This is a genomic window from Pseudomonas sp. GW821-FHT02B10, assembly GCF_059421865.1.
In genome coordinates, this window is the sequence record NZ_JBWKVU010000010.1 from 109167 (window position 1) to 131285 (window position 22119).

Below are 22119 nucleotides of genomic sequence, written 5' to 3' on the forward strand. Positions count from 1 at the left end.
GCTCATCCCGAAATTGCCGTACTCATGCGCTGCGTGACGTTGTGGGTCGCTTAGCCAGAATTACCGGCAATTCCTTACAGAAGCTGCTTTCAAAGTTTTACGCCTGCAGAACGGGAGCTGATGAGGGTTGGCGCTGGGCTTTCCCCGCTGGAAAGACCCATCGCCAACACCGCTCTGAAGGAACGACTGTGCTCGTGACGCTTTGAAAACAGCTTCTAACGGACATTGGCGCCTAAAAAGGCTGGCTGATTCTACGGCAAAAAAAAAATTAAGGTAAGTTCGCCCCCGAAGTTTGAGGGGTGATCAATGTTAGACAAAGGGCTAACATGCGGACCTGTTTCGCTTTTTTCCGCCAATTGCCTACTTATGCCCAATCAGACCATCAAGACCCCCTGCGTCGGCCTCTGCTCCACTGTCTACGGTGACCTGGTGTGCCGTGGCTGCAAGCGTTTCCACCATGAAGTGATCCACTGGAACGGCTACAACGAGGAAGAAAAGCACGCGGTGTGGCTGCGTCTCGAGCAATTGCTGGTGCAGGTGATGGCGGCCAAGCTGGAAGTCTTCGACCCCCAGCGGCTGCGCGAGCAACTGGAGCAGCGCAAGATCCGCTTCGTGCCGCACCAGTCGGAATATTGCTGGGCCTATCAGCTGATCGCCCGCGGGGCGCGGGTGATCAACCAGCTGGAAGCCTATGGGATGGTGTTGCTGCCGGAGTTTCGCGACTGGGAACTGCCGGAATTGCGCGATGCCATCGATCGGGAGTTTTTCCTCCTGTCGGAAGCCCACTACCAGCGTTATATCGCCCCGGGGTTCCTCAAGGACGCCTTTGGCGCCTGACCGCTAAAAGCATCGCGGGCAAGCCTCGCTCCTACAGAAGCACACATTCATCTGTAGGAGCGAGCGGGCGGCGATCCGACTTGCCCGCGATAGCGTTTTCTCTGCTAACCCATCCCTCAATGCTTGCCGGCCACCTCTTCCAGGTGGTCCATGATGTCCTCCGGCTTGAGCACCAGCACGTCGCTTTCCAGGGCATCGAGCACCACTTCCGCGGTATTGCCGATCAGCGCCCCGGAAATCCCGGTGCGCGCCACTGTGCCGATGATGGTCAGCGCCGCCTGCAGCTCATGGGCGGTGTGCGGGATCAGCACGTCCGCCGGGCCTTCCTCTATATGCAGGTGGGTATCGTCGATGTCGAACTCGGCCTGGAACGCCTTGCACTGTTCGCGGTAGCGCGCCTCGATGGTTTCCTTGAGCTGGAACACCGGGTCGGACGCCGACAGCATCGGCGACGGATGGGCGCTGATCACATGCAACTGCGCCTTGGCCAGGCTGGCGATGTCGAAACCATGGTCGATGATGCTGGCATGCAGGGTACGGTGCTCGCCGTCGGTGTTGCCGACATCGATGGCCGCCAGGATCACGCCGCCGGTCCAGGGCTTGGCGGTTTTCACCAGCAGCACCGGGCTTGGGCAGTAGCGCAGCAGTTTCCAGTCGGCGGGGGTGAGCAGGGCCTTTTTCAGCGGGTTGTCGGCAAAGTGCTGCTTGATCACCAGGCCACAGCCTTCGGCCTGCTGCACGTCGATGATGGTGCTGTGCAGGCTGTCGTTCCAGGCCTGCTCGGTGGTCACGCTGTAGCCCTCGCTCAGCAGGCTGCTCTTGAGCACGCTCAACAGCGCCGAATGCTCGTGCTTCTTGTCGCACACCAGCAGGTGCAGATGGGCCTGGGTCACCCCGGCGATCAGCTTGGCGCGCTTGAGCGCGAGGCTTTCGGAATGCTCGGGCTCGATGACCACCAGGATGCTGCGGATGGCTTGCATGGTCGGGATCTCCAGAGAGGGATGAAGGCTATGTTGCACAACTATAGTTGCTGCGCGTCGCCGTGGCTGTTGACGCACATCAAGCGCCGCGGCTGGTGGTCTGTGGCGCGGCCGGTATAATCGGCGCCCTTCGCCGTGAACCCTTATGCCGTGAGCCCCATGTTATCGATCCCTGAAGTCGCCACCGTCCTGCCTTGCGCGCTCATTTCCTTGAAGGCTGCCCTGAAGGACGAACGACCATGAACCTGCCGGAAATTCACGAGTTCCTCGGCTGCCCCACGCCGGATGCCTGGGTCCAGGCGGCCCTGGCGGATCAGGAAACCCTGCTGATCGACCACAAGAACTGCGAGTTCAAGGCGGCCAGCACGGCCCTGAGCCTGATCGCCAAGTACCACTCCCATGTCGACCTGATCAACATGATGTCGCGCCTGGCCCGGGAGGAACTGGTGCACCACGAACAGGTCATGCGCCTGATGAAGCGGCGCAAGATCGAACTGCGCCAGTTGTCGGCCGGGCGTTATGCCTCGGGCCTGCGCAAGGTGGTGCGCAGCCACGAACCGGTGAAGCTGGTGGATACCCTGGTGGTCGGCGCCTTTATCGAGGCCCGCAGCTGCGAGCGTTTCGAGGCGCTGGTGCCGCACCTGGACGAAGAGCTGGGCAAGTTCTACTTCGGCCTGCTGAAAAGCGAGGCCCGGCACTTCCAGGGTTACCTGAAGCTGGCCTATCAGTACGGCGACGCCAAGGATATCGCCCAGGTGATCCAGAAGGTGCGCGCCGCCGAGCGTGAACTGATCGAGTCGCCGGACGTGGAGTTCCGCTTCCACAGCGGCGTGCCTACTCTGTAAAACGGCCCAAGTCGGTTCAAAACTACGGGCAAATTGTAAAAAACTCTTAAAAGCATGAAACATCATTGAAAACCGGCCATCTGGGCCGGTTTTTGCTGTCTGCCCTGGTCTCAGGCTTATCCGATGCCGCCTATAATGCGCGCCCCAATTGTGCGCACTCAGACTGGTATTTATGGATAACCCGGGTCTTGGCAAAGTATTGCTGGTGGAAGATGACGAGAAGCTCGCCGGGCTGATCGCGCACTTCCTGTCCCAACACGGTTTCGAGGTCCTGACGGTACATCGTGGCGATGTGGCGCTGGCGGCCTTTCTCGAGTTCAAGCCGAAAATCGTCGTCCTCGACCTGATGCTGCCGGGCCAGAGCGGCCTGCACGTGTGCCGGGAGATCCGCAATGTGGCGGACACGCCCATCGTCATTCTCACCGCCAAGGAAGACGACCTGGACCATATCCTCGGTCTTGAGTCCGGCGCCGACGACTACGTGATCAAACCGATCAAGCCGCCGGTGCTGCTGGCCCGCCTGCGCGCCCTGCAACGGCGCCAGGTGCCGGAGCCGACGGTGCGCGGCGCGCTGGAGTTCGGCAGCCTGACCCTCGACCGCAGTTGCCGGGAAGTGCGCCTGGCCGGCGAGCTGATCGAGTTGACCACCATGGAGTTTGAGCTGCTGTGGCTGCTGGCCAGCTCGGCGGGCAAGATCCTCTCCCGCGACGACATCCTCAACCGCATGCGCGGCATCGCCTTCGACGGCCTCAACCGCAGCGTCGATGTCTACATCAGCAAGCTGCGCGGCAAACTCCAGGACAACCCTCGCGAGCCGGTGTGCATCAAGACCATCTGGGGCAAGGGCTACCTGTTCAATCCATTCGCCTGGGAGCTCTAGATGCTGCGGCTGTTTCTGCGTCTGTACATCATCCTGGCCCTGGGGCTGGCGGGGGCCATCTGGGCGGTCAACTACACCTTTTCCGAGCTGTTGCCGGACGCCAACGAAACCTACAACCGCGAGGCCATGCGCGGGCCGGGATACAGCCTGGTCAACCAACTGTCGCCGGTCACGGGGGCGGCGCGCGAGCAGCGGCTGGCCGAGCTGCAACAACACTACGGCATGCGCCTGAGGCTGTTGCAGGCGGATGAGCTGGACCTGTCCGAGCGCGAACGCCAGCTGCTGGCCGAGAACAAACTGGTGGTGCGCGGCGACTTCAGCGAGTTCATCGCCAACCTCGACGGCGGCCCGCAGTTGCTGAGCATCCGCCTGCCGGAAGAGCCCAAGTGGCTGTATTTCTGGGCCTATGCCTTTCTCGGGGCCAGCCTGGCGCTGGTCCTGTATTTCTGGGTACGCCCGCATTGGCGCGACCTGGAGCTGATCCGCCTGGCGGCCCAGCGCTTCGGCAATAACGACCTGGGCTCGCGCATCCGCCTGCCGCGGCGCTCCAACGTGCGCGACCTGGCGCAGCACTTCAACCAGATGGCCAGCCGCATCGAAGGCCTGATCGCCAATCAGCGCGAGCTGACCAACGCGGTGTCCCATGAGTTGCGCACGCCCATCGCCCGCTTGTCGTTCGAGCTCGACCAGCTCAAGCAGTCCGACCCGCGGCAGAACCGCGAACTGATCGCCGACATGTACGCCGACCTCGGCGAGCTGGAGGAAATGGTTTCCGAACTGCTGACCTACGCCAGCCTGGAACACGGCGCCACGGTGATCAACCGCGAGACCATCCAGGCCCGCAACTGGCTCGACAGCGTGGTCGGCAGTGTCGCCCTGGAGGCGGAAGCGGCGGGGGTGCAGATGGCGATCCGGGCCTGTGAGGTCGAGTACATCAGCATCGAACCGCGGTTCATGGCGCGGGCGGTGATCAACCTGCTGCGCAATGCCATTCGCTACGCCGAACGGCGCGTCGAGGTGTCCCTGGTGCAGGTCGGGCAGGGCTATGAGGTCCAGGTCAACGACGACGGCCCGGGCGTGCCGGTGGCAGGGCGGGCGAAGATCTTCGAGCCGTTCTCCCGGCTCGACGCCAGCCGCGACCGCCGCACCGGCGGCTTCGGCCTCGGCCTGGCGCTGGTGCGGCGGGTGTCGCAGTCCCACGGCGGTCAGGTCGAGGTGACGGATTCGCAATGGGGCGGCGCGTCGTTTCGCATGACCTGGGCGTAGGTCGAATAGCCCAGGCAGCTTGCGCGCGATAACGTCAGAGCGGCCAACACCGCTTAAAAGCTGTACTCCAGGGTGGTCGCCAACGACGTCTGCAGCCGCCGCTCGACAATCGGGCTGTCCGCCGCTTCCCGGCCCAGGTACTGCAGCGCCAGCACCGTCGACATGTTCATCTGTTCACTGACCGGCACTGTCCAGGTCAGGTCGCCGCCCCGGCTGAGAAAACCGCCCTTGGGCCGATAGGTGCCGAAGCGGGTCCTGCCGGCCTGGGCGCTGCTGACGCCATACCAGGTGCGCAGGTAGTCGCCGTCGCCGAACTGGCTGTTGAGGCTGCCCTCGAGGCGTCCGTACTGGCCTTCATACAGCGTGCTGCCAATGCTCAGTTGCAGGTGGTTGTAGGCCGAGCCGGTGTCCGGGTCGTCGTTCTTCTTCAGCGCATGCTGCAGCGTGGCCCCGAGCTCCACGGTGCCCAGGGTGTAGCCCAGGTGAGCGCCAAACTGCGCGCGGGACTTGATCGAGCCCATGCCGGCCAGATGGTCCGAACCCTTGTAGCCGTGCTTGCGGTCCTTGCGTGCCTCGCTGGGGCCGACCCAGGTGCTGAACGCCAGGTCGCCCCATTCGTTACCCCAGCCAAGGCCCTGTTCGGTGTTGAGAAACACCCCGTAGGGGCTGACGATTGCGCCGCCCAGGATCGGCGCGACTGTGCGTTCGTCGCTGCCGCTGTAGCGCGGCAGGCTGGCCACGCCGGCTTGCAGCTGGTACTGCCAGTCCGCGGCGTAGAGCGGGCCGCAGGACGTCAGCAGGCACAGCGAAGCCAGAGGTAGCGACGCAAGGGACAGGCACAAGGTTTTCGGACGGATCGAGGTCTTCATCGCGGCTAGAAACTCAGCAGGGTGTGGGAGTGGTCGTTGGGAGTGGAATAGGAACTGCCCAGGCCATCGCGCGGGCGCTGGGCGACCTTGCGCACCGGGGCGACAGGGGCTGGCTTGGCGCGGAGGGCGGTCTCGGGTGGCGTGGCGATTTCAGGCGGCGGTTCGACGCTGGGCGTCGGGGGCGGCGTGCCCTGGCAACTGAGGCCGCCGAGCAACACACCCATGAGAAGCGTGGAAAACCGACCGTACATGACGCACCCGTGGGGAAATGGATGCGCTCATGCTAGGGACGCGGGCGCGGGCAATCTTTGGCAGCTTTGTCGCAAAACTGTCAAAGACTGTGAATGCCCGGCGCTTAACGTTCCAGGTCCAGGCGCTCATGCCACTGAGCGATGGATTCCTCGGGGTAGTGGGCGAATTGCAGGTCGTGGGGGTGCCAGTCGATTTCCACCCAGGGCGCCCGGGAGTCGAGCATCAGGTGGGTGTGTTCCGGCGGTATCGGCAACGGCGTGTCGATGGCCGAGGCAAAGGGATGGATCAGTTCCGGCCACTCTGGGCTGAACAGCCACAACCCGGAGCCGCAGCGGCTGCAGAAATGCCGTTCGGCGCTGCTGCGCCGGGCACGTTTGCCGGGTTCCCTGAGCAGCGCGTGGTAAATCGAGATGTGCTGGCGGCCGCGGACTTTCAGGCTGGCGGCATCGCCGCCGAGGTTGATCGCATACCCGCCGCCGCCCTGGGTCTTGCGGCAGATCGAGCAGTAGCAGCGTTGATAAGGGTAGGGGTGGGCGCTGGTCAGGCTGAAGTGGACAGCGCCGCAATGGCAGGAACCTTCGAGTTGCATGACGACCTCCGACGATCCATGGGCTATGACCGTCAGCCTAGCCGCTGTCGGCTGGAGCGTTCGCCATGGGCGCTGGTCGGCGTCGGGTTGACCCTATAGCTACTTCAGGCTTTTTACTGTCGACTCTCTTTATCAGGAGTGATCGACATGAGCTTTTTCGAACGTTTGCTGGGTGGTCATCGTGGCCGTGGGCATGGCGGCTCCCAGGGCGGGCACCAGGGTGACAGGCATGGTGGTGGACATGGCCGGCACTCCGGTGGCGCAGCGCCGCCCGCGGGCGGCCCGCTGTGTCCGGACTGCGGGGCGAGCAACGCGGCCAAGGCGCGTTTTTGCCAGCAGTGCGGGACCTCGCTGCAACCCGCCGCGTGCCGCCAGTGCGGCAACACGCTGGCCGCCGGCGCGCGGTTTTGCGCGCAGTGTGGCGGGGCGGCGGGCTGAGGCCGGCCTACAGCGCCAGGTGGTAACGGACCTGGGTCGCGTCGTCCGGGTCGATGGCGCGGTGGAAACCCAGGGTCGCGGCCAGTTCGCGCATGCGGTGATTGGCCGGGCAATCCAGGGAGTACATCTGCTTGAAGCCCTGGTCCTTGGCCCGGTCGACCAGATGGCGCATCAGCAAGGCGTCCAGGCCCTTGTGCTGCCATTCGTCGGCCACGGTGACGGCGAACTCACAGGTGTCCGCGTCGGCGCCGATGGTGGCATAGCGGCTGATGCCGATTTCCCGCAGCGAGCCGTTGTCGTGGACCAGGGCCACGTAAGCCACGCGCTCGCAGCCATCGACATCCATCAACTGGCTGAGCAGGGCCTCGCCGACTTCCTTCACCTCACCCAGGAAGCGGTGGTGCCGGGTGGTCGGCGAAAGGTTCTCGATAAAGGCCTTTTCCCGCTCGCGGTCTTCGGCGCGCAACGGGCGGATCAGCACCGGGCTGCCGTCGTTGAGGGCGTCTATCCAGTGTTCGCCTTTGTACCGGGCGAAGGCAGCCAGGGCGGGCGTATGGAGGGCGGTGCTGGTCATGGGCAAGTCTCCGTGAAGGTGCAGAGGTTTGCCTGAACATTCACACCTGTCAGGCGCCGGGCCCTTGATTCAGGTCAACGGGCGGCGGTGTCGCAGAGGGTTTTGCGCCAGGAGGCAGATTGGCCTCCGAGCGATCAGGCCTCGGGCATCAGGGTGGCGATCAGCGCCCGCACGCTGCCAGGCAGGGCCTCCAGCTCACGGACAATGATGCTGCGCTCGCGCACCGCCCAGGCCTCGTCGAGTTTCACCGTCACCAGCTGCATGGTGTGGCTGTGCCGGATCGCGGCCGATTCGGGAATGATGCCGATGCCCACGCCGGCCTCGACCATGCGGCAGATCGCTTCGAAGCTCGACACCTGGATCCGCAGCGACAACTGCTTGCCGGTGCGCTCCACGTGTTCGCGCAAAAAACTCAGCAAGGTGCTGCCTTCGTGCAGGCCGATGTGCTGGTAGGCCAGGGTCTGCTCCAGGGTCACCGCCGGCTGCGTCGCCAGCGGGTGGTCGACCGGCAGGATCAGCACCAGGTGGTCGGTGCTGAAATGCAGGACCTGCAGGCCGCTGGCCTCCACCGGGCCGGCGATGATGCCCATGTCGGCGGTGCCGTCGAGCACGCCACGCACGATGTCGCGGGACAGGCGTTCCTGCAGGTCCACCGTGACCCCCGGGCGTTTCGACAGAAAGCCGGCGAGGATCTCCGGGAGGAATTCGGTCACCGCCGTGGTGTTGGCGAAGATGCGCATATGCCCGGTGGAATCGCCGCCGTACTGGGTGAACTCGCTTTTCAGGTAGTCCACCTGGCGCATGATCAGCCGCGCATGCTGTAACAGGCGCTCGCCCGCCGGAGTGACTTCGACGCCGCGGCTGTCGCGGTACAGCAGGCGGGTCTCGAGTTGGCTTTCCAGGGCCTTGATCCGCGCGCTGGCCGCCGCCGGCGAGAGAAAGGCGCGCTTGGCGCCCTGGGTCAGGCTCGGCGATTCGGCGATATGGATAAACAGGCGCAGGTCGGCCAGATCGAAATGCATGGGCGGCTCCTGGGAGGGAAGAGGGGCAAAGCGGCGTTCAGCATAACCGAACGCCGGTTTATTGAAATGCAAATTCTCAGAACGCGCAGCGGCTTGCATGATCGGGCTCACCACTACCGCAACAGGACCCGACCCGATGAGCGTGACCGACCCCAGCGCCTGGACAGGCCGTAGCCAGCAAGCCCGAGACCTGCTCAGCGACAACCTGCTCAAGCGCATCGCCGCGACCTTTGGCGAACCCGTGCCGGCCCCTGGCGAGGCCTTGCCGCCGCTGTGGCAATGGTGCTTTTTCCAGGAGCCCCTGGCCGAAAGCGCCCTGGGTGGCGACGGCCATCCGGCCCGTGGCGGCTTCCTGCCGCCGGCGGCCAATCGCAACCGCATGTGGGCCGGTGGCCGGCTGGAGTTCTTCGAGCCGCTGCGCGCCGGGTTCGAGGCGCAATGCGTGTCGACCATCAGCCAGGTCGAGGAAAAGACCGGGCGCACCGGCGCGCTGTTGTTCGTCACGGTACGCCATGAGTATTCCCAGGACGGTCGCCTGGCGATTCGCGAGGAACAGGACATCGTCTACCGCGAACCGACCCCGCCCAAGCAGGCCAGCGGCGAGCCGCTGATCCAGGGCGACTGGCGCGAAACCGTCGAGCCCAGCCCGACCCTGTTGTTCCGCTACAGCGCCGTGACCTTCAACGGCCATCGCATCCACTACGACTTTCCCTACGTCACCGCGACCGAAGGTTATCCGGGGCTGGTGGTGCATGGCCCATTGATCGCCACCCTCAGCCTGCGCGCCTTCTGCCGTGCCCACCCCGAGGCCCGGTTGCGGCGCTTCGCCTATCGCGGCCTGCGGCCCTTGATCGCGCCGCAGCCGTTCGAGGTCGGCGGGCGCATCGTCCGCCCCGGCGTCGCCGAGCTCTGGGCCGGCAACGATGCCGGCCTGGCCCAACGCGGCGAAGTGCTGTTCGACACCATCCCGGAATGACCCCATCCCAGCACAATAACCACAGGCGGAGAGCCGTTCGATGAACCCCAACAGCAACGAAGAATTGAATGCCATCCGTGAAGGCGTGCGCGCCCTGTGCGCCGAGTTCGATGCCGCCTACTGGCGCAAGATCGATGAAGAAAAAGGTTTCCCGGAACGCTTCGTCAAAGCCCTGACCGACGCCGGCTGGCTGGCGGCGATGATCCCGGCCGAATACGGCGGCTCGGGCCTGGGCCTGGCCGAAGCCTCGGTGATCCTGGAAGAGGTGAACCGCTGCGGCGGCAACTCCGGCACCGTGCACGGGCAGATGTACAACATGTTCACCCTGCTGCGGCACGGCAGCGAAGCGCAGAAGCGTTTCTACCTGCCAAAGCTCGCCAGCGGCGAACTGCGCCTGCAATCGATGGGCGTCACCGAGCCTACCACCGGCACCGACACCACCAAGATCAAGACCACCGCGATCAAGCGTGGCGACAAGTACGTGATCAACGGGCAGAAGGTGTGGATCTCGCGGATCCAGCATTCCGACCTGATGATCCTGTTGGCGCGCACTACGCCGCTGGCCGAGGTCAAGAAGAAGTCCGAAGGTATGTCGATTTTCCTGGTCGACCTGCGTGAGGCCATCGGCCACGGCCTGACCGTGCAGCCGATCGCCAACATGGTCAACCACGAGACCAACGAGCTGTTCTTCGACAACCTGGAAATCCCCGCCGACAGCCTGATCGGCGAGGAGGGCAAGGGCTTCAAGTACATCCTCGACGGCCTCAACGCCGAGCGCACGCTGATTGCCGCCGAGTGCATCGGCGACGGCCGCTGGTTTATCGAAAAGGCCAGCCAGTACGCCCGCGACCGCGTGGTGTTCGGCCGGCCCATCGGGCAGAACCAGGGCGTGCAGTTCCCCATTGCCGAAGCCCATGTCGAGATCGAGGCCGCCGACCTGATGCGTTGGCGCGCCTGTGAGGAATACGACAGCGGCCTGAACGCCGGGGCCAGTGCCAATATGGCCAAGTACCTGGCGGCCAAGGCCTCGTGGGAAGCGGCCAACGCCTGCCTGCAGACCCACGGCGGTTTCGGCTTCGCCTGCGAATACGACGTCGAGCGCAAGTTCCGTGAAACCCGCCTGTACCAGGTGGCGCCGATCTCCACCAACCTGATCCTGTCCTATGTGGCCGAGCACCTGCTCGAACTGCCGCGCAGCTTCTGAGGAACCGAGTATGAGCCATACCCAAGCCTTGGCCGGGTTCCTTGCCGGCCTGAGTTACCCGCAGTTGCCCGACAGCGTGCTGGCGCGCACCGAAGAGCTGTTCCTCGACTGGCTCGGCTCGGCGCTGGCCAGCCAGGGCGCGCATCCGATCCCGTTGTTCGAGCGTTACGCCCAGCAGATGGGCCCGGCCGATGGCCCGGCGCGGATCCTGGTCAACGGCCGCGGCAGCTCGGCCTATTTCGCCGCCCTGGTGAACGCCGCGTCTTCCCATCTGGTGGAGCAGGACGACCTGCACAACAGCTCGGTGCTGCACCCGGCCACCGTGGTGTTCCCGGCCGCGTTGGCGGCGGCCCAGGACCTGGGCAAGTCCGGCCAGGAGCTGCTGCTGGCGGCGGTGGCCGGCTACGAGGCGGGGATTCGCATTGGCGAGTTCATGGGCCGTTCCCATTACCGGATCTTCCACACCACGGCCACTGTTGGCACCCTCGCCGCAGCGGTGGCGGTGGGCAAGTTGATGGACTTCGACCAGGCGCAATTCATCAACCTGCTGGGTAGCGCCGGGACCCAGGCTGCCGGCCTCTGGGAGTTTTTGCGCGACGCCGCGGACTCCAAGCAGCTGCACACGGCCAAGGCCGCGGCCGACGGGCTGCTCGCCGCCTACCTGACCCGCGACGGACTGACCGGCGCACGCAATATTCTCGAAGGCGAGCAGGGCATGGCCGCGGGTATGTCCCGGGATGCCGAGCCGGCGCGCCTGTCCGACCGTCTGGGCAGTCGCTGGGCCTTGCTGGAAACCTCGTTCAAGTTCCACGCCTCCTGCCGCCATACCCACCCGGCCGCCGACGCCTTGCTGGCGCTGATGCAGGGCGAAGGCCTGAGCCATGAACGGATCGTCCGCGTGGAAACCCGCGTGCACCAGGGCGCCATCGATGTGCTGGGGCGGGTGAAGGTGCCGCAGACCGTGCACCAGGCCAAGTTCTCCATGGGCACCGTGCTCGGCCTGATCGCCGTGCATGGCAAGGCCGGGCTGCCGGAGTTCCAGGAACTGGCGCTGAACGACCCGGCGGTGGCGGCGTTTCGCGACAAGGTGTCGATGGTCCTCGACCCCGAGGTGGATCGCGCCTATCCGCAGCGTTGGCTGGGCCGTGTAGTGGTCGGCACCGACGATGGCCGCACCCTGCACGGTGCCATCGACGAGCCCAAGGGCGATCCGGGCAACGGCCTGTCGCGGGCCGAGCTGGCGGACAAGTTCCAGCGCCTGCTGCGCTTCTCCGGCGCCCGCACGGCGGAGCAGGGCGCGGCCCTGATCCGCCAGGTGTGGAACCTGCGCGACACCGCGCGACTGAACGAATTGCTCTGAGCCCGCCCCGAGGACGCCTTATGACACCCAATACCGCACAACCCCGGCCGCTGGACGGCATCACCGTGGTCAGCCTGGAACACGCCATCGCCGCGCCGTTCTGCACCCGCCAACTGGCCGACCTGGGCGCCCGGGTGATCAAGGTCGAGCGCCCCGGCAGCGGCGATTTTGCCCGTGGCTACGACGAGCGCGTGCGCGGCCTGGCCTCGCATTTCGTCTGGACCAACCGTTCCAAGGAAAGCCTGACCCTGGACCTCAAACAGGACGCCGCCGGCGACATTCTTGACCGCCTGCTGGCCCAGGCCGACGTGCTGGTGCAGAACCTCGCCCCGGGCGCGGCGGCGCGCATGGGCTTGTCGTTCGAGGCGCTGCATGAACGCTTTCCGCGGCTGATCGTCTGCGACATTTCCGGTTATGGCGAGGGCGGCCCTTATGAGAAGAAAAAGGCCTACGACCTGCTGATCCAGAGCGAGGGCGGGTTCCTGTCGGTGACCGGCGGCCCGGGCGAGGAGCAACTGGCCAAGGCCGGCTGCTCGATCGCCGACATCGCCGCCGGCATGTACGCCTACAGCGGCATCCTCTCGGCGCTGTTGCTGCGCGGCAGGACCGGGCAGGGCAGCCGGATCGACGTGAGCATGCTGGAAAGCCTGGTGGAGTGGATGGGCTACCCGATGTACTACGCCTTCGACGGCGCGCCGCCACCGCCCCGGGCCGGCGCGGCGCACTCGACCATCTACCCCTACGGGCCGTTCCCGGCGGGGGATGGCGGCACGGTGATGCTCGGCCTGCAGAACGAACGCGAGTGGGCGGCGTTCTGCGACAAGGTGCTGCTGATGCCGGAGCTGGCCGGTGACGAACGCTTCTCGGCCAACTTCAAGCGCTCGGCCAATCGCCAGGCACTACGGCAGATCATCGTCGACAGCTTCGCCCGGCTGACGGTGGAGGCGGTGATCGAGCGGCTGGAACAGGCGCAGATCGCCAGCGCCCGGGTCAACGACATGCAGGGCGTGTGGCAGCACCCGCAGCTCAAGGCCCGCGACGGCTGGCGCGAGGTGGACAGCCCGGCCGGCAAGCTGCCGTCGCTGCTGCCGCCGGCGCGCAATGCCGCGTTCGAGCCGCGCATGGACGGCGTCCCCGGGCTGGGCCAGCACAGCGGCGCGATCCTCGCCGAACTGGGGCTGTCTAGCGATGCCATCGAAACGCTGCAGGCCAACGGCGTGATCTGAAACCGACCTGCCGGCTTGCATGGCCCCCCTGTAGGAGCGAGCTCGCTCGGGATACGCCCGAAAGGTCGATGCAAATCTCGAGGGCCTCATCGCCAGCAAGCTGGCTCCTACAGGGGAAATCGGGGATACCCCACAGGGCCTGCGGACCCCACATCACATACAAGGAATTCAACATGCCCAACCCAATTGTCCGCTCCGCCTTGTTCGTCCCGGGCAGCCGTCCCGAGCGTTTCGGCAAGGCCCTGGCCAGCGGCGCCGACGCGGTGATCGTCGATTTCGAGGACGCCGTGGAAGAGCCGCTCAAGCGCCAGGCCCGGGACAACCTCGGCCAGTTCCTCAACAGCCAGCCCCAGGTGCGGCTGTGGGTGCGGGTCAATGCCCCGGAACATGCCGAACATGCCGCCGACCTGGCGTTCTGCAAAGCCCAGGCCGGGGTGGTCGGCATCCTGCTGCCCAAGGTCGAAAGCGCCGCCCAGGTGGCGACTGTGGCGGCCACCGGCAAGCAGATCTGGCCGATCATCGAAAGCGCGCGCGGGCTCTTGGCTTTGGCGGAAATCGCCCGGGCTCCTGCGGTGCAGCGCCTGTCTTTCGGCGGCCTGGACCTGGCGCTGGACCTCAACCTGTGCAGCGGTTCGGCGGCGGCGCAGTTCGCCCTGGACCAGGCGCGGCTGGCGCTGATCCTGCATTCGCGCGCCGCCGGCCTGGTGCCGCCATTGGATGGCGTGCACCCGGCCATCGACGACCCCGAAGGTTTGCGCCAGTCCATTCGCCACGCCTATGAAATGGGTTTTGCCGGCGCCTTGTGCATCCACCCGAAACAGGTGCCGGTGATCCACCAGGCCCTGGCCCCCAGCGCCGAAGACCTGGCCTGGGCGCAACGGGTGGTGGACGCCGGCAGCCACGGCGCCGGCGCCTATCAGATCGACGGCCAGATGGTCGACGCGCCGGTGCTGCTGCGGGCCCAGCGCCTGTTGGCGCTGAGTCCCTGAATACTGCAATCGCGCAGGAGCGCGTTACCAACTGCCATAGGGAATGCCGTATTGCTCTATGTAGCGCTTGGCGTTTTCGGACAGGGGGTAATAGTGTCCGTTGGACTTGCCCAGGTGGGGGCCCAGTGGCTCGATTTCACCCTGGGCGCGGGCGACTTTGACCGGGTGATGGCATTCGTCCCTGACCCAGACTTGGACGATGCCGCCAGGAGCGAGGCCTAAATAGACCGATGCCATATAGCGGGCAGTCTGGTGCGGAGTTTTCGGGCAGCGTCGATTCGTCGAGGTGGTCATGATTTTCCGGGCTTCTTCCGGGACATCTACCCAGGCTCGATAAGTCTGTGGTTCCACGACCGATTGCCAACGCACGAAAATGCGTTTGGGAAGGTCTGCGCCAACTACCGATTTACCGTTGCCTCCAACTCCACCACTCCATCCTCTGGCCCACTCTTTGTCGTAACCCATATCACCGCCCGCAGCGGAGCCGCCACCAGTACGACGGAGTAGCTTGCCGTTGATATCTTCAACAGCGCTGTCTTCGACCCAGACCTCCATGTAGAACGGCTCGATGAAGCCAAGCTCCCACCAAGGATCTTTGGGGTCGTGTTTTCCGGAAAGCGGATCAGCGTGGCAACCAATTAACAGAAGTGTGCCCAGCAGGGCGATGAATACTCTCATTACCAAAGCGTCCAGTCAGGTACGTGAGGATGTTGCACACGCACGGCATCCACCGTGGGGGCGTTGATATAGACGACTTTAAGGCTGCCGCCGTGTTGTTTGCCTAACGGGTGATTCCAGTGGGCCGAGAGATGGATATAACGCAGCTTGAGCAGGGTCTCCTCGGCTGGCGTCGTACTGTAATCACCGGCGACAAATCTGTCACAAAGGGCTTGAAGCTCTTGCGGGATGGCGTAGTCAGGATCCTGTTCGTCGATGACCTTGAAGCGCACGCCATTCTGCTTGGCCAGTTCATACATGACGCGTAGATACACCCTCGATAACCTGTTGCTTATAGAGCGCTTGAGCTGCAGGCCGGTATACACCCGTTTTCTGCGGGGGGGCGAGGCGGTCCTGGAGATCCTGGGGCAACAGCATCGGCTCCGGCGTGATGATTTCCAGCCATTGTGCGGGCCAGCCCTTGGCCAGCCAGCGCGATTTTGCCTGTACCGTGTCCCGGTAAATCGAGGTCTGGGTCACCTCGGTATTAATGGGCACCTCCAGCGCCTGCATCGGACTGATCAGTACACATTCCTGAGCATCATCCAGATAACCGCCGCCGATATCCGAATGGGCGCCGGGCAAGGCGATTTCCACATGGTCGGGACTGACCCGGCTCAGGGCAAAGTTGGCCCGGTACTCGTCGCGGGCGACCAGTTGCACCACCGAGCGAAAGTAGCGCGGTCGAGGTGCAGCTTGATACCTGGGGCAATGGCGCTGCGCACGTTGCCCAGATTGCCCAGCCCGGCAACCGACGGCACCGTATCGAACAGACCAATAAAGCCCATGTCTACGTCGTTGCCGTACTGTCGGTTGAAATTGGGGCTGAAGGCACTGGAGTAGTCGTGGAGAATTAGCTCGAGTGGCCCGAGCCAGCGCACGACTTCATTGGCGAAATGTCGGGCTGCCGCCGCACCTCGGCTAAAGCCGAAGGCATCGAAGGTCAGAGAAGTGATTTCGCTTTCGGGATTATCTTCGTGGGCTTCACGGATACGTTCCTTGATCGCACGAAATGCTTTCTGCACGCACCCTGAGACTCCTGTGTCGCCACGCCCTGTACCCGAGGTGAGCAGGCTGTCTTTTTCACCGGCTTGTGTGCCGATGCCATCAATATAGATTGAGCGATAGGCGCGCTTTTGCAGTTCCTCACCCTCTACTTTCCGGTTGGAATAGTACAAATCACTCAACCGCTTAACATTGCTCACATCATTCCCATAACTACTCTGCGGATCGCTCATATACGGCTTGCAACTGGCATCGATGTCTTTGGACTCGATGGCATGCTGGGCCCCGCAAATCTCGCCCATCGCCGAGTTGCCGGCATTGTTGCCGGTGCCATCAAAGAACACCCCGATACGCAGCGCCACCTGGGTTTTTGCCGGCGGTGGGGTGGGTTCCTTGGCGTACTTTTCGTACTGCGCCCAGAGCTGTTCGCCGTAGCTGGGCTGTGCGGTTTCGGCGGCGTGTTCGGCGGGTGGTTGGTTGGGGCTCTGATTGGGAATGGCGGGCCGTAGAAGGCGGGGCATCGGCCCGGGTCCGTTGTTGGCCATGGGTGTTCCTGGTGCGGTCGAAGAGGGTGCTGGAGACCGTACCGGGAAGGGCGGGGCAGGGATTTAGGAGGAATCTGCAACAGGCTCGGTTGCGGCTGATTCCATCGTAGGGGGATGGAACTTCAGGCGCCTATCGCCGGTAGAGCGGCGTTCGGCCCAGGCGAACGCAGGTATCAAAAATTCAAAATTCTCAATACGCGTGCCCTTAGGCACTCTGCGATCAACCACAACAATAAGAAGGTGAAGTCCATGTTCAAGCTCTCCCGGGCGTTGTTCTGTGCCGCCGCATTGCTGGGCGCCGGTCTTGCGCAGGCCGCCGACCCCATCGTGATCAAGTTCGCCCACGTGGTGGCGGAAAACACCCCCAAGGGCCAGGGCGCCCTTCTGTTCAAGAAGCTGGCCGAGGAGCGCCTGCCGGGCCGGGTCAAGGTCGAGGTGTATCCGAACTCCTCGCTGTTCGGCGACGGCAAGGAAATGGAGGCGCTGCTGCTGGGCGACGTGCAGTTGCTCGCGCCGTCCCTGGCCAAGTTCGAGCAGTACACCAAGAAGGTGCAGATCTACGACCTGCCATTCCTGTTCGACAACCTCGCCGCCGTCGACCGCTTCCAGCACGCCGAGGGCAAGCAGCTGCTGACCGCCATGCAGGACAAGGGCATCCTCGGCCTGGCCTACTGGCACAACGGCCTCAAGCAGCTGTCGGCCAACAAGAAGCTGGTGGAACCCAAGGACGCCCGCGGCCTGAAGTTCCGCGTGCAGGCTTCCAGCGTGCTTGAGGAGCAGTTCAAGGCGGTGCGCGCCAACCCGCGCAAGATGAGCTTCGCCGAGGTCTACCAGGGCCTGCAGACCGGCGTGGTCAACGGCACCGAGAACACTTGGTCGAACTATGAAAGCCAGAAGGTCCACGAGGTGCAGAAGTACTTCACCGAGACCGACCACGGCCTGATCGACTACATGGTGATCACCAACGCCAAGTTCTGGACCGGCCTGTCGGCGGATGTGCGCGGCGAGCTGGAAAAAATCATGGCCGAGGTCTCGGTGGAAGTGAACAAGCAGGCCGAAGCCCTGAACCAGACATCCCGGCAGAAGATCATCGACGCCAAGACCAGCGAAATCGTCGCCCTGACTCCCGAGCAGCGCAACGAGTGGCGCGAGGCCATGCGCCCGGTGTGGAAGAAGTTCGAGGGCTATATCGGCGCCGACCTGATCCAGGCCGCCGAAGCCGCCAACCAGGCGCAATAACCACCTGCATCCCGGCCGCTGCGCTCGCAGCGGCCCATCGGCAGCCGCTATCGGGCTGCACTCCACTGGCACTTTCGCGGAGAACCTCAATGCACAGGCTGAGGCGGTTCTGGGAACATTTTGAAGAGGCGTTCATCGCCTTCCTGCTGGCGGCCATGACGCTGGTGACTTTCGTCTACGTGGTGCTCAACAACCTCTACCCGCTGTTCTACGCCATCGGCGATGCCTGGGAAGGGGGCAGCGCGCTGTTCCTGGGGATCGGCGACTTCCTCATGGAACTGGCCCAGGACATGGTCTGGAGCGTGGCGCTGACCAAGATGCTGTTTGGCTGGCTGATCTTCTTCGGCATTTCCTACGGCGTGCGCACCGCCGGGCACCTGGGGGTGGACGCGCTGGTCAAGCTGGCCTCGCGCCCGGCCCAGCGCCTGCTGGCGGTGATCGCCTGCCTGTGCTGCATGGTCTACGCCGGGCTGTTCATGGTCGCCAGCTTCAAGTGGCTGATGGCGCTGATCCAGGCCGGCATCGAAGCCGAGGACCTGGACCAGTTCGGCATCCACCTGTCGCACATCGCGATGATCGTGCCCTTCGGTTTTGCCCTGGTGCTGATCCGCTACCTGGAAATCATGTGGCGCATCCTCATGCGCGGGCAGATCAACCTGGGCCTGGCCGATGAGGCGGCCGAGGCCAGCAAGCTTGCCAGTCACCACGAGGATCAGCACTGATGGCCATTCTCTGCCTGTTTCTGATGCTGTTCGTGTTCATGTTCCTCGGCGTGCCGATCGCCATTTCCCTGGGCCTGGCCGGCGCCACTTCGATCCTGCTGTTCAGCCCGGACTCCCTGAGCTCCCTGGCGATCAAGCTGTTCGAAACCTCCGAAGCCTATACCTTGCTGGCGATCCCGTTCTTCCTGCTGTCCGGGGCCTTCATGACCACCGGCGGGGTGGCGCAACGCCTGATCGATTTCGCCAACGCCTGCGTCGGGCATATCCGTGGCGGCCTGGCGATTGCCGCGGTGCTGGCGTGCATGCTGTTCGCGGCGCTGTCCGGTTCGTCGCCAGCGACCGTGGCGGCGGTGGGTTCGATCGCGGTGGCCGGCATGGTGCGTTCCGGTTACCCACGGGAGTTCGGCGCCGGGATCATCTGCAACGCCGGGACCCTGGGCATCCTGATCCCACCATCGATCGTGATGGTGGTGTACTCGGCGGCCACCGAAACCTCGGTCGGCAAGCTGTTCATGGCGGGTGTGGTGCCGGGGCTGCTGCTGGGTGTGATCCTGATGGTGGTGATCTACATCGTCGCGCGGATCAAGAAGCTGCCGGCGCAACCGCGGGTGTCCTTCCGCCAATGGCTGAGCACCGCGCGCCGGGCCTTCTGGGGCCTGCTGTTGCTGGTGATCATCCTCGGCGGCATCTACAGCGGCCTGTTCACCCCGACCGAGGCGGCGGCGGTGGCGGCGGTGTATTCGGCCTTCGTCGCGCTGTTCGTCTACAAGGACATGCGCCTGCGCGACTGCCCGAAAGTGCTGGTGGAGTCGGGCCGGCTGTCGATCATGCTGATGTTTATCATCGCCAACGCCATGCTCTTCGCCCATGTGCTGACCACCGAGCAGATCCCGCAGCAGATCACCACCTTCGTCATGGACGCCGGGCTGTCGCCCATCGGTTTCCTGCTGATGGTCAACGTGGTGCTGCTGGTGGCGGGCAGCTTCATGGAGCCTTCGGCCATCGTGCTGATCCTGGCGCCGATCTTCTTCCCGATCGCCATGAAGCTGGGCATCGACCCGATCCACCTGGGGATTGTCATGGTGGTCAACATGGAGATCGGCCTGGTGCATCCGCCGGTGGGCCTGAATCTGTTCGTCACCTCGGCGGTGACCGGCCTGACGCTCGGCCAGACCATCCGCGCGGCGTTGCCGTGGCTGATGATCCTGCTGGCGTTCCTGATCCTGGTGACCTACGTGCCGTTCATTTCCCTGGCGCTGCCGAACTGGCTGGGGATGAACTGACGCAACGCCTTTACTTGGAGGAGAGGCGGTTTGCACGATCCTTGCAGGCGCCAGCTTGCTGGCGATGGGGCCTTGAGATGTGCAACGCTCTTGCGGGCTTGTCGCAGGCAAGCCTCGCTCCTACGGGGCGCTGGACGCTGGCGCTGCGTCGCGGCAGCATGGACGCCTTCATTTCGGGGGCTTGGATATGCGACGTCTGCCTTCCCTGGCGGCATTACGGACTTTCGAGTGCGCGGCGCGGCATGCGCATTTTGGTCGGGCGGCGGCTGAGCTGTGCGTCACCGACAGCGCGGTGAGCCATCAGATCCGCCAGCTCGAAGAGCAACTGGGGGTGTCGTTGTTCGTCCGCGAGGGCCGGCAGATCCGCCCGACCCCGGCGGCCGGGCGGCTGATGCAGAGCCTGCAGCAGGCTTTCGAGCTGATCGGCGAAGCCTGCGACGAGCTGCGCGATCCGTCTTCCCTGGCGGTGCTGCGCCTGGCGGTGACCGCCGAGCTGGCGCAGAAATGGCTGATGAGCCGGCTGGCGGACTTTTCCGCGCGTTACCCGCATATCACCCTGCATCTCTATGAACAGCCGATCGACGCCAGCGTGCCGGGCGAAGACATCGACCTGGCGATCACCTACGGCAGCGGCCCGCAGGACAGCAGCGCCTACTTCGTGCGGCCGTTGCCGAGCCTGCAGTTCTTCCCTGTGTGCAGCCCCGGGCTGTTCAACCAGGGCACCCTGAAAAGCCCGCGGGACCTGGCCCGCCATTGCCTGTTGCACGACGATCAGGACGGCAAGACCTGGACCGCCTGGCTGACCAGCCACGCCGGCGATTTGCGCCCGGCGCGCCAGCTGTATTTCGCCCACGCCGGGCTGGCGCTGGAAGCGGCGGCGCAAGGGCAGGGCGTGGCCATGGGCGATAACCTGACGGCTCAGGAAGACCTGCTCAATGGCCGTCTGGTGCGGCCCTTCAACGCCGCCAGCATGACCGCCCTGGGACAGTACGCCCTGGTGTGCGAGCGGGTGCGCCTGGAGCGCCCGGCGCTGATGCAGTTGCTGGACTGGTTCAGCGATCAGTTGAGCGATTGATGAGTTGAATTCAACTGTCGCGCAATATTCATCGTTGGTGCCTTGACCCGGCGCGGCGCTAGTTTGGTGGCCATTCCCCAGCACCGACGAGGTTTGCCCCATGGCCCGATTGCTCGACACCACTCCCAAACACGATGGTTTCCGCCTGCCCGGCGAATTCGAAGCCAAGGCCGGTTGCTGGCTCGGCTGGCCGGAGCGCACCGACGTCTGGCGCAATGGCGCCAAGCCGGCGCAGAAGGTCTGGGTGCGGATCGTCACCGCGATTGCCCAGAGCGAACCGGTCACCGTCTGTGCTTCCGCCGCCCAGTTCGCCAATGCCCGCCGGCTGTTGCCGCCGCAGGTGCGGGTGGTGGAAATGACTTGCAACGACACCTGGTTCCGCGACAGCGGGCCGTGCTTCGTGGTCAACGACCAGAGCGGCGAAGTGCGCGGCGTCGACTTCGAGTTCAACGCCTATGGCGGCCTCGACGGCGGCCTGTATTACCCCTGGGACAAGGACGACCAGATCGCCGCCAAGATTCTCGAAATCGAAAACCTCGACCGCTACCGCGCGCCGCTGATTGCCGAGCTGGGCGGCATCCAGAGCGATGGCCAGGGCAGCATCCTCACCACCGAGCAGTGCCTGCTCAACCGCAATCGCAACCAGCACCTGGGCAAGGCCGAGGTCACCCGACGGCTCACCGATTACCTGGGCGCGGAGCAGGTGATCTGGCTGCCGCGCGGCTGCAAGTTCGACGAGACCGACGGCCATGTCGACGACCTGGCGTGTTTCGTGCGCCCCGGCGAAGTGGTGCTGCAATGGACCGACAACCGCGACGACCCGCAGTGGGAAATCTACCAGGAGGCCTACGACATCCTGCGCAGCACCCGCGACAGCCGTGGTCGCGAGCTGGTGGTGCACAAGCTGCCGCAGCCCGACGTGCTGGAATGGACCGCCGCCGAAGCCGAAGGCCTGGACCAGCTGGACAGCACCCATGCGCGCCAGGCCGGCACGCGGATCTGTGCCTCGTACATCAACTACTACGCCGGCAACAGCGCGATCGTGGTGCCGCTGTTCGGCGACCGTAACGACAAAACGGCGTTGGCCACCCTGGCCGAACTCTTCCCCCGGCACCGCATCGTCGGCATCGACAATTCGCGGGAAATCCTCCTCGGCGGCGGCAACGTCGCCTGCATCACCATGCCGCAATACGCGGCTCCCCGGCGCATCGGCGAAGAGGGCTGAA

At 64.6% G+C, this 22119-nt stretch carries 22 protein-coding genes and 1 pseudogene; 15 read left to right on the plus strand and 8 right to left on the minus strand.

The annotated features are described in order from the left end of the window. Positions 1-366 precede the first annotated feature (366 nt). Positions 367-837 (plus strand): DUF1289 domain-containing protein, encoded by a 471-nt coding sequence (locus AC07VU_RS20930; protein WP_009043436.1) that lies wholly within the window; start codon positions 367-369, stop codon positions 835-837. Between the two features lie 116 nt (positions 838-953). Here AC07VU_RS20930 and AC07VU_RS20935 read toward each other — a convergent pair whose 3' ends face one another. Next, positions 954-1817 (minus strand): universal stress protein, encoded by an 864-nt coding sequence (locus tag AC07VU_RS20935; RefSeq protein ID WP_007923862.1) that lies wholly within the window; start codon positions 1815-1817, stop codon positions 954-956. Between the two features lie 239 nt (positions 1818-2056). Between AC07VU_RS20935 and AC07VU_RS20940 the strand changes: the two genes are divergently transcribed. From AC07VU_RS20940 to AC07VU_RS20950, 3 genes are all read left to right on the plus strand, one after another. Next, on the plus strand, positions 2057-2662 hold the full coding sequence (locus tag AC07VU_RS20940) for a MiaE family protein (RefSeq protein ID WP_457276195.1): 606 nt from the start codon (positions 2057-2059) through the stop codon (positions 2660-2662). A gap of 172 nt (positions 2663-2834) precedes the next feature. Then, complete coding sequence (locus AC07VU_RS20945; RefSeq protein ID WP_007923858.1) at positions 2835-3542, plus strand: winged helix-turn-helix domain-containing protein; 708 nt, start codon at positions 2835-2837, stop codon at positions 3540-3542. Next, a complete protein-coding gene (locus tag AC07VU_RS20950; RefSeq protein WP_495030388.1) occupies positions 3543-4808 on the plus strand; it encodes an ATP-binding protein in 1266 nt (421 codons plus the stop codon). A gap of 53 nt (positions 4809-4861) precedes the next feature. Here AC07VU_RS20950 and AC07VU_RS20955 read toward each other — a convergent pair whose 3' ends face one another. The 3 genes from AC07VU_RS20955 to AC07VU_RS20965 form a co-directional block, all read right to left on the minus strand. Continuing rightward, positions 4862-5677, minus strand: a complete 816-nt coding sequence (locus AC07VU_RS20955; protein WP_495030389.1) for a MipA/OmpV family protein — start codon at positions 5675-5677, stop codon at positions 4862-4864. Between the two features lie 5 nt (positions 5678-5682). Then, complete coding sequence (locus AC07VU_RS20960) at positions 5683-5928, minus strand: hypothetical protein (protein WP_495030390.1); 246 nt, start codon at positions 5926-5928, stop codon at positions 5683-5685. Positions 5929-6032: 104 nt separating this feature from the next. Beyond that, a complete protein-coding gene (locus tag AC07VU_RS20965) occupies positions 6033-6518 on the minus strand; it encodes a GFA family protein (RefSeq protein WP_150050539.1) in 486 nt (161 codons plus the stop codon). Positions 6519-6665: 147 nt separating this feature from the next. Here AC07VU_RS20965 and AC07VU_RS20970 point away from each other — a divergent pair, with 147 nt between their 5' ends. Next, complete coding sequence (locus AC07VU_RS20970; RefSeq protein WP_081002264.1) at positions 6666-6956, plus strand: double zinc ribbon domain-containing protein; 291 nt, start codon at positions 6666-6668, stop codon at positions 6954-6956. Positions 6957-6963: 7 nt separating this feature from the next. Here the strand turns inward: AC07VU_RS20970 and AC07VU_RS20975 are convergent, their stop codons facing one another. Together AC07VU_RS20975 and AC07VU_RS20980 are read right to left on the minus strand one after the other, a co-directional pair. Beyond that, a complete protein-coding gene (locus AC07VU_RS20975; RefSeq protein WP_053260777.1) occupies positions 6964-7530 on the minus strand; it encodes a GNAT family N-acetyltransferase in 567 nt (188 codons plus the stop codon). 134 nt (positions 7531-7664) lie between these two features. After that, positions 7665-8552, minus strand: coding sequence for a LysR family transcriptional regulator (locus AC07VU_RS20980; RefSeq protein ID WP_053260778.1), 888 nt, complete (start codon positions 8550-8552; stop codon positions 7665-7667). A 136-nt stretch (positions 8553-8688) separates the two neighbouring features. Here AC07VU_RS20980 and AC07VU_RS20985 point away from each other — a divergent pair, with 136 nt between their 5' ends. The 5 genes from AC07VU_RS20985 to AC07VU_RS21005 all read left to right on the plus strand — a co-directional run bounded on the left by AC07VU_RS20985 (position 8689) and on the right by AC07VU_RS21005 (position 14307). After that, entirely contained in the window at positions 8689-9528 is an 840-nt protein-coding gene (locus AC07VU_RS20985) for an HTD2 family dehydratase (RefSeq protein ID WP_495030391.1), read from the plus strand. 40 nt (positions 9529-9568) lie between these two features. Then, positions 9569-10732: an acyl-CoA dehydrogenase family protein gene (locus AC07VU_RS20990; RefSeq protein ID WP_495030392.1), complete on the plus strand. Its 1164-nt coding sequence runs from the start codon at positions 9569-9571 to the stop codon at positions 10730-10732. Between the two features lie 10 nt (positions 10733-10742). Further along, the gene (locus AC07VU_RS20995; protein WP_495030393.1) at positions 10743-12092 is read left to right on the plus strand and encodes an MmgE/PrpD family protein; all 1350 of its coding nucleotides are present in this window, start codon (positions 10743-10745) and stop codon (positions 12090-12092) included. A gap of 20 nt (positions 12093-12112) precedes the next feature. Further along, on the plus strand, positions 12113-13318 hold the full coding sequence (locus AC07VU_RS21000) for a CaiB/BaiF CoA transferase family protein (protein ID WP_495030394.1): 1206 nt from the start codon (positions 12113-12115) through the stop codon (positions 13316-13318). Between the two features lie 173 nt (positions 13319-13491). Continuing rightward, positions 13492-14307, plus strand: a complete 816-nt coding sequence (locus AC07VU_RS21005; RefSeq protein ID WP_495030395.1) for an HpcH/HpaI aldolase/citrate lyase family protein — start codon at positions 13492-13494, stop codon at positions 14305-14307. Positions 14308-14331: 24 nt separating this feature from the next. Here AC07VU_RS21005 and AC07VU_RS21010 read toward each other — a convergent pair whose 3' ends face one another. Then, the gene (locus AC07VU_RS21010; protein WP_495030396.1) at positions 14332-14985 is read right to left on the minus strand and encodes a DUF2931 family protein; all 654 of its coding nucleotides are present in this window, start codon (positions 14983-14985) and stop codon (positions 14332-14334) included. Then, positions 14985-16574 (minus strand): annotated as a pseudogene (locus AC07VU_RS21015) (phospholipase effector Tle1 domain-containing protein). Before AC07VU_RS21015 ends, AC07VU_RS21010 begins: the two are co-directional and overlap by 1 nt. 249 nt (positions 16575-16823) lie before the next feature. Here AC07VU_RS21015 and dctP point away from each other — a divergent pair. The 5 genes from dctP (at position 16824) to aguA (ending at position 22118) form a co-directional block, all read left to right on the plus strand. Next, the gene (gene dctP / locus AC07VU_RS21020; RefSeq protein ID WP_495030397.1) at positions 16824-17813 is read left to right on the plus strand and encodes a C4-dicarboxylate TRAP substrate-binding protein DctP; all 990 of its coding nucleotides are present in this window, start codon (positions 16824-16826) and stop codon (positions 17811-17813) included. 89 nt (positions 17814-17902) lie between these two features. Beyond that, positions 17903-18535 (plus strand): TRAP transporter small permease, encoded by a 633-nt coding sequence (locus AC07VU_RS21025; protein ID WP_007931261.1) that lies wholly within the window; start codon positions 17903-17905, stop codon positions 18533-18535. Continuing rightward, entirely contained in the window at positions 18535-19818 is a 1284-nt protein-coding gene (gene dctM / locus AC07VU_RS21030; protein ID WP_007931262.1) for a C4-dicarboxylate TRAP transporter large permease protein DctM, read from the plus strand. Before AC07VU_RS21025 ends, dctM begins: the two co-directional genes overlap by 1 nt. A gap of 187 nt (positions 19819-20005) precedes the next feature. Beyond that, positions 20006-20893, plus strand: a complete 888-nt coding sequence (locus tag AC07VU_RS21035) for a LysR substrate-binding domain-containing protein (protein ID WP_062825544.1) — start codon at positions 20006-20008, stop codon at positions 20891-20893. A 100-nt stretch (positions 20894-20993) separates the two neighbouring features. Continuing rightward, complete coding sequence (aguA, locus tag AC07VU_RS21040) at positions 20994-22118, plus strand: agmatine deiminase (protein ID WP_274306525.1); 1125 nt, start codon at positions 20994-20996, stop codon at positions 22116-22118. The last annotated feature ends 1 nt before the right edge of the window (position 22119 follow it).

Coding starts and splice junctions, on each gene's coding strand:
- AC07VU_RS20930 (WP_009043436.1), top strand. CDS start 367: ATGCCCAATCAGACCATCAAGACCCCCTGCGTCGGCCTCTGCTCCACT.
- AC07VU_RS20935 (WP_007923862.1), bottom strand. CDS start 1,817: ATGCAAGCCATCCGCAGCATCCTGGTGGTCATCGAGCCCGAGCATTCC.
- AC07VU_RS20940 (WP_457276195.1), top strand. CDS start 2,057: ATGAACCTGCCGGAAATTCACGAGTTCCTCGGCTGCCCCACGCCGGAT.
- AC07VU_RS20945 (WP_007923858.1), top strand. CDS start 2,835: ATGGATAACCCGGGTCTTGGCAAAGTATTGCTGGTGGAAGATGACGAG.
- AC07VU_RS20950 (WP_495030388.1), top strand. CDS start 3,543: ATGCTGCGGCTGTTTCTGCGTCTGTACATCATCCTGGCCCTGGGGCTG.
- AC07VU_RS20955 (WP_495030389.1), bottom strand. CDS start 5,677: ATGAAGACCTCGATCCGTCCGAAAACCTTGTGCCTGTCCCTTGCGTCG.
- AC07VU_RS20960 (WP_495030390.1), bottom strand. CDS start 5,928: ATGTACGGTCGGTTTTCCACGCTTCTCATGGGTGTGTTGCTCGGCGGC.
- AC07VU_RS20965 (WP_150050539.1), bottom strand. CDS start 6,518: ATGCAACTCGAAGGTTCCTGCCATTGCGGCGCTGTCCACTTCAGCCTG.
- AC07VU_RS20970 (WP_081002264.1), top strand. CDS start 6,666: ATGAGCTTTTTCGAACGTTTGCTGGGTGGTCATCGTGGCCGTGGGCAT.
- AC07VU_RS20975 (WP_053260777.1), bottom strand. CDS start 7,530: ATGACCAGCACCGCCCTCCATACGCCCGCCCTGGCTGCCTTCGCCCGG.
- AC07VU_RS20980 (WP_053260778.1), bottom strand. CDS start 8,552: ATGCATTTCGATCTGGCCGACCTGCGCCTGTTTATCCATATCGCCGAA.
- AC07VU_RS20985 (WP_495030391.1), top strand. CDS start 8,689: ATGAGCGTGACCGACCCCAGCGCCTGGACAGGCCGTAGCCAGCAAGCC.
- AC07VU_RS20990 (WP_495030392.1), top strand. CDS start 9,569: ATGAACCCCAACAGCAACGAAGAATTGAATGCCATCCGTGAAGGCGTG.
- AC07VU_RS20995 (WP_495030393.1), top strand. CDS start 10,743: ATGAGCCATACCCAAGCCTTGGCCGGGTTCCTTGCCGGCCTGAGTTAC.
- AC07VU_RS21000 (WP_495030394.1), top strand. CDS start 12,113: ATGACACCCAATACCGCACAACCCCGGCCGCTGGACGGCATCACCGTG.
- AC07VU_RS21005 (WP_495030395.1), top strand. CDS start 13,492: ATGCCCAACCCAATTGTCCGCTCCGCCTTGTTCGTCCCGGGCAGCCGT.
- AC07VU_RS21010 (WP_495030396.1), bottom strand. CDS start 14,985: ATGAGAGTATTCATCGCCCTGCTGGGCACACTTCTGTTAATTGGTTGC.
- dctP (WP_495030397.1), top strand. CDS start 16,824: ATGTTCAAGCTCTCCCGGGCGTTGTTCTGTGCCGCCGCATTGCTGGGC.
- AC07VU_RS21025 (WP_007931261.1), top strand. CDS start 17,903: ATGCACAGGCTGAGGCGGTTCTGGGAACATTTTGAAGAGGCGTTCATC.
- dctM (WP_007931262.1), top strand. CDS start 18,535: ATGGCCATTCTCTGCCTGTTTCTGATGCTGTTCGTGTTCATGTTCCTC.
- AC07VU_RS21035 (WP_062825544.1), top strand. CDS start 20,006: ATGCGACGTCTGCCTTCCCTGGCGGCATTACGGACTTTCGAGTGCGCG.
- aguA (WP_274306525.1), top strand. CDS start 20,994: ATGGCCCGATTGCTCGACACCACTCCCAAACACGATGGTTTCCGCCTG.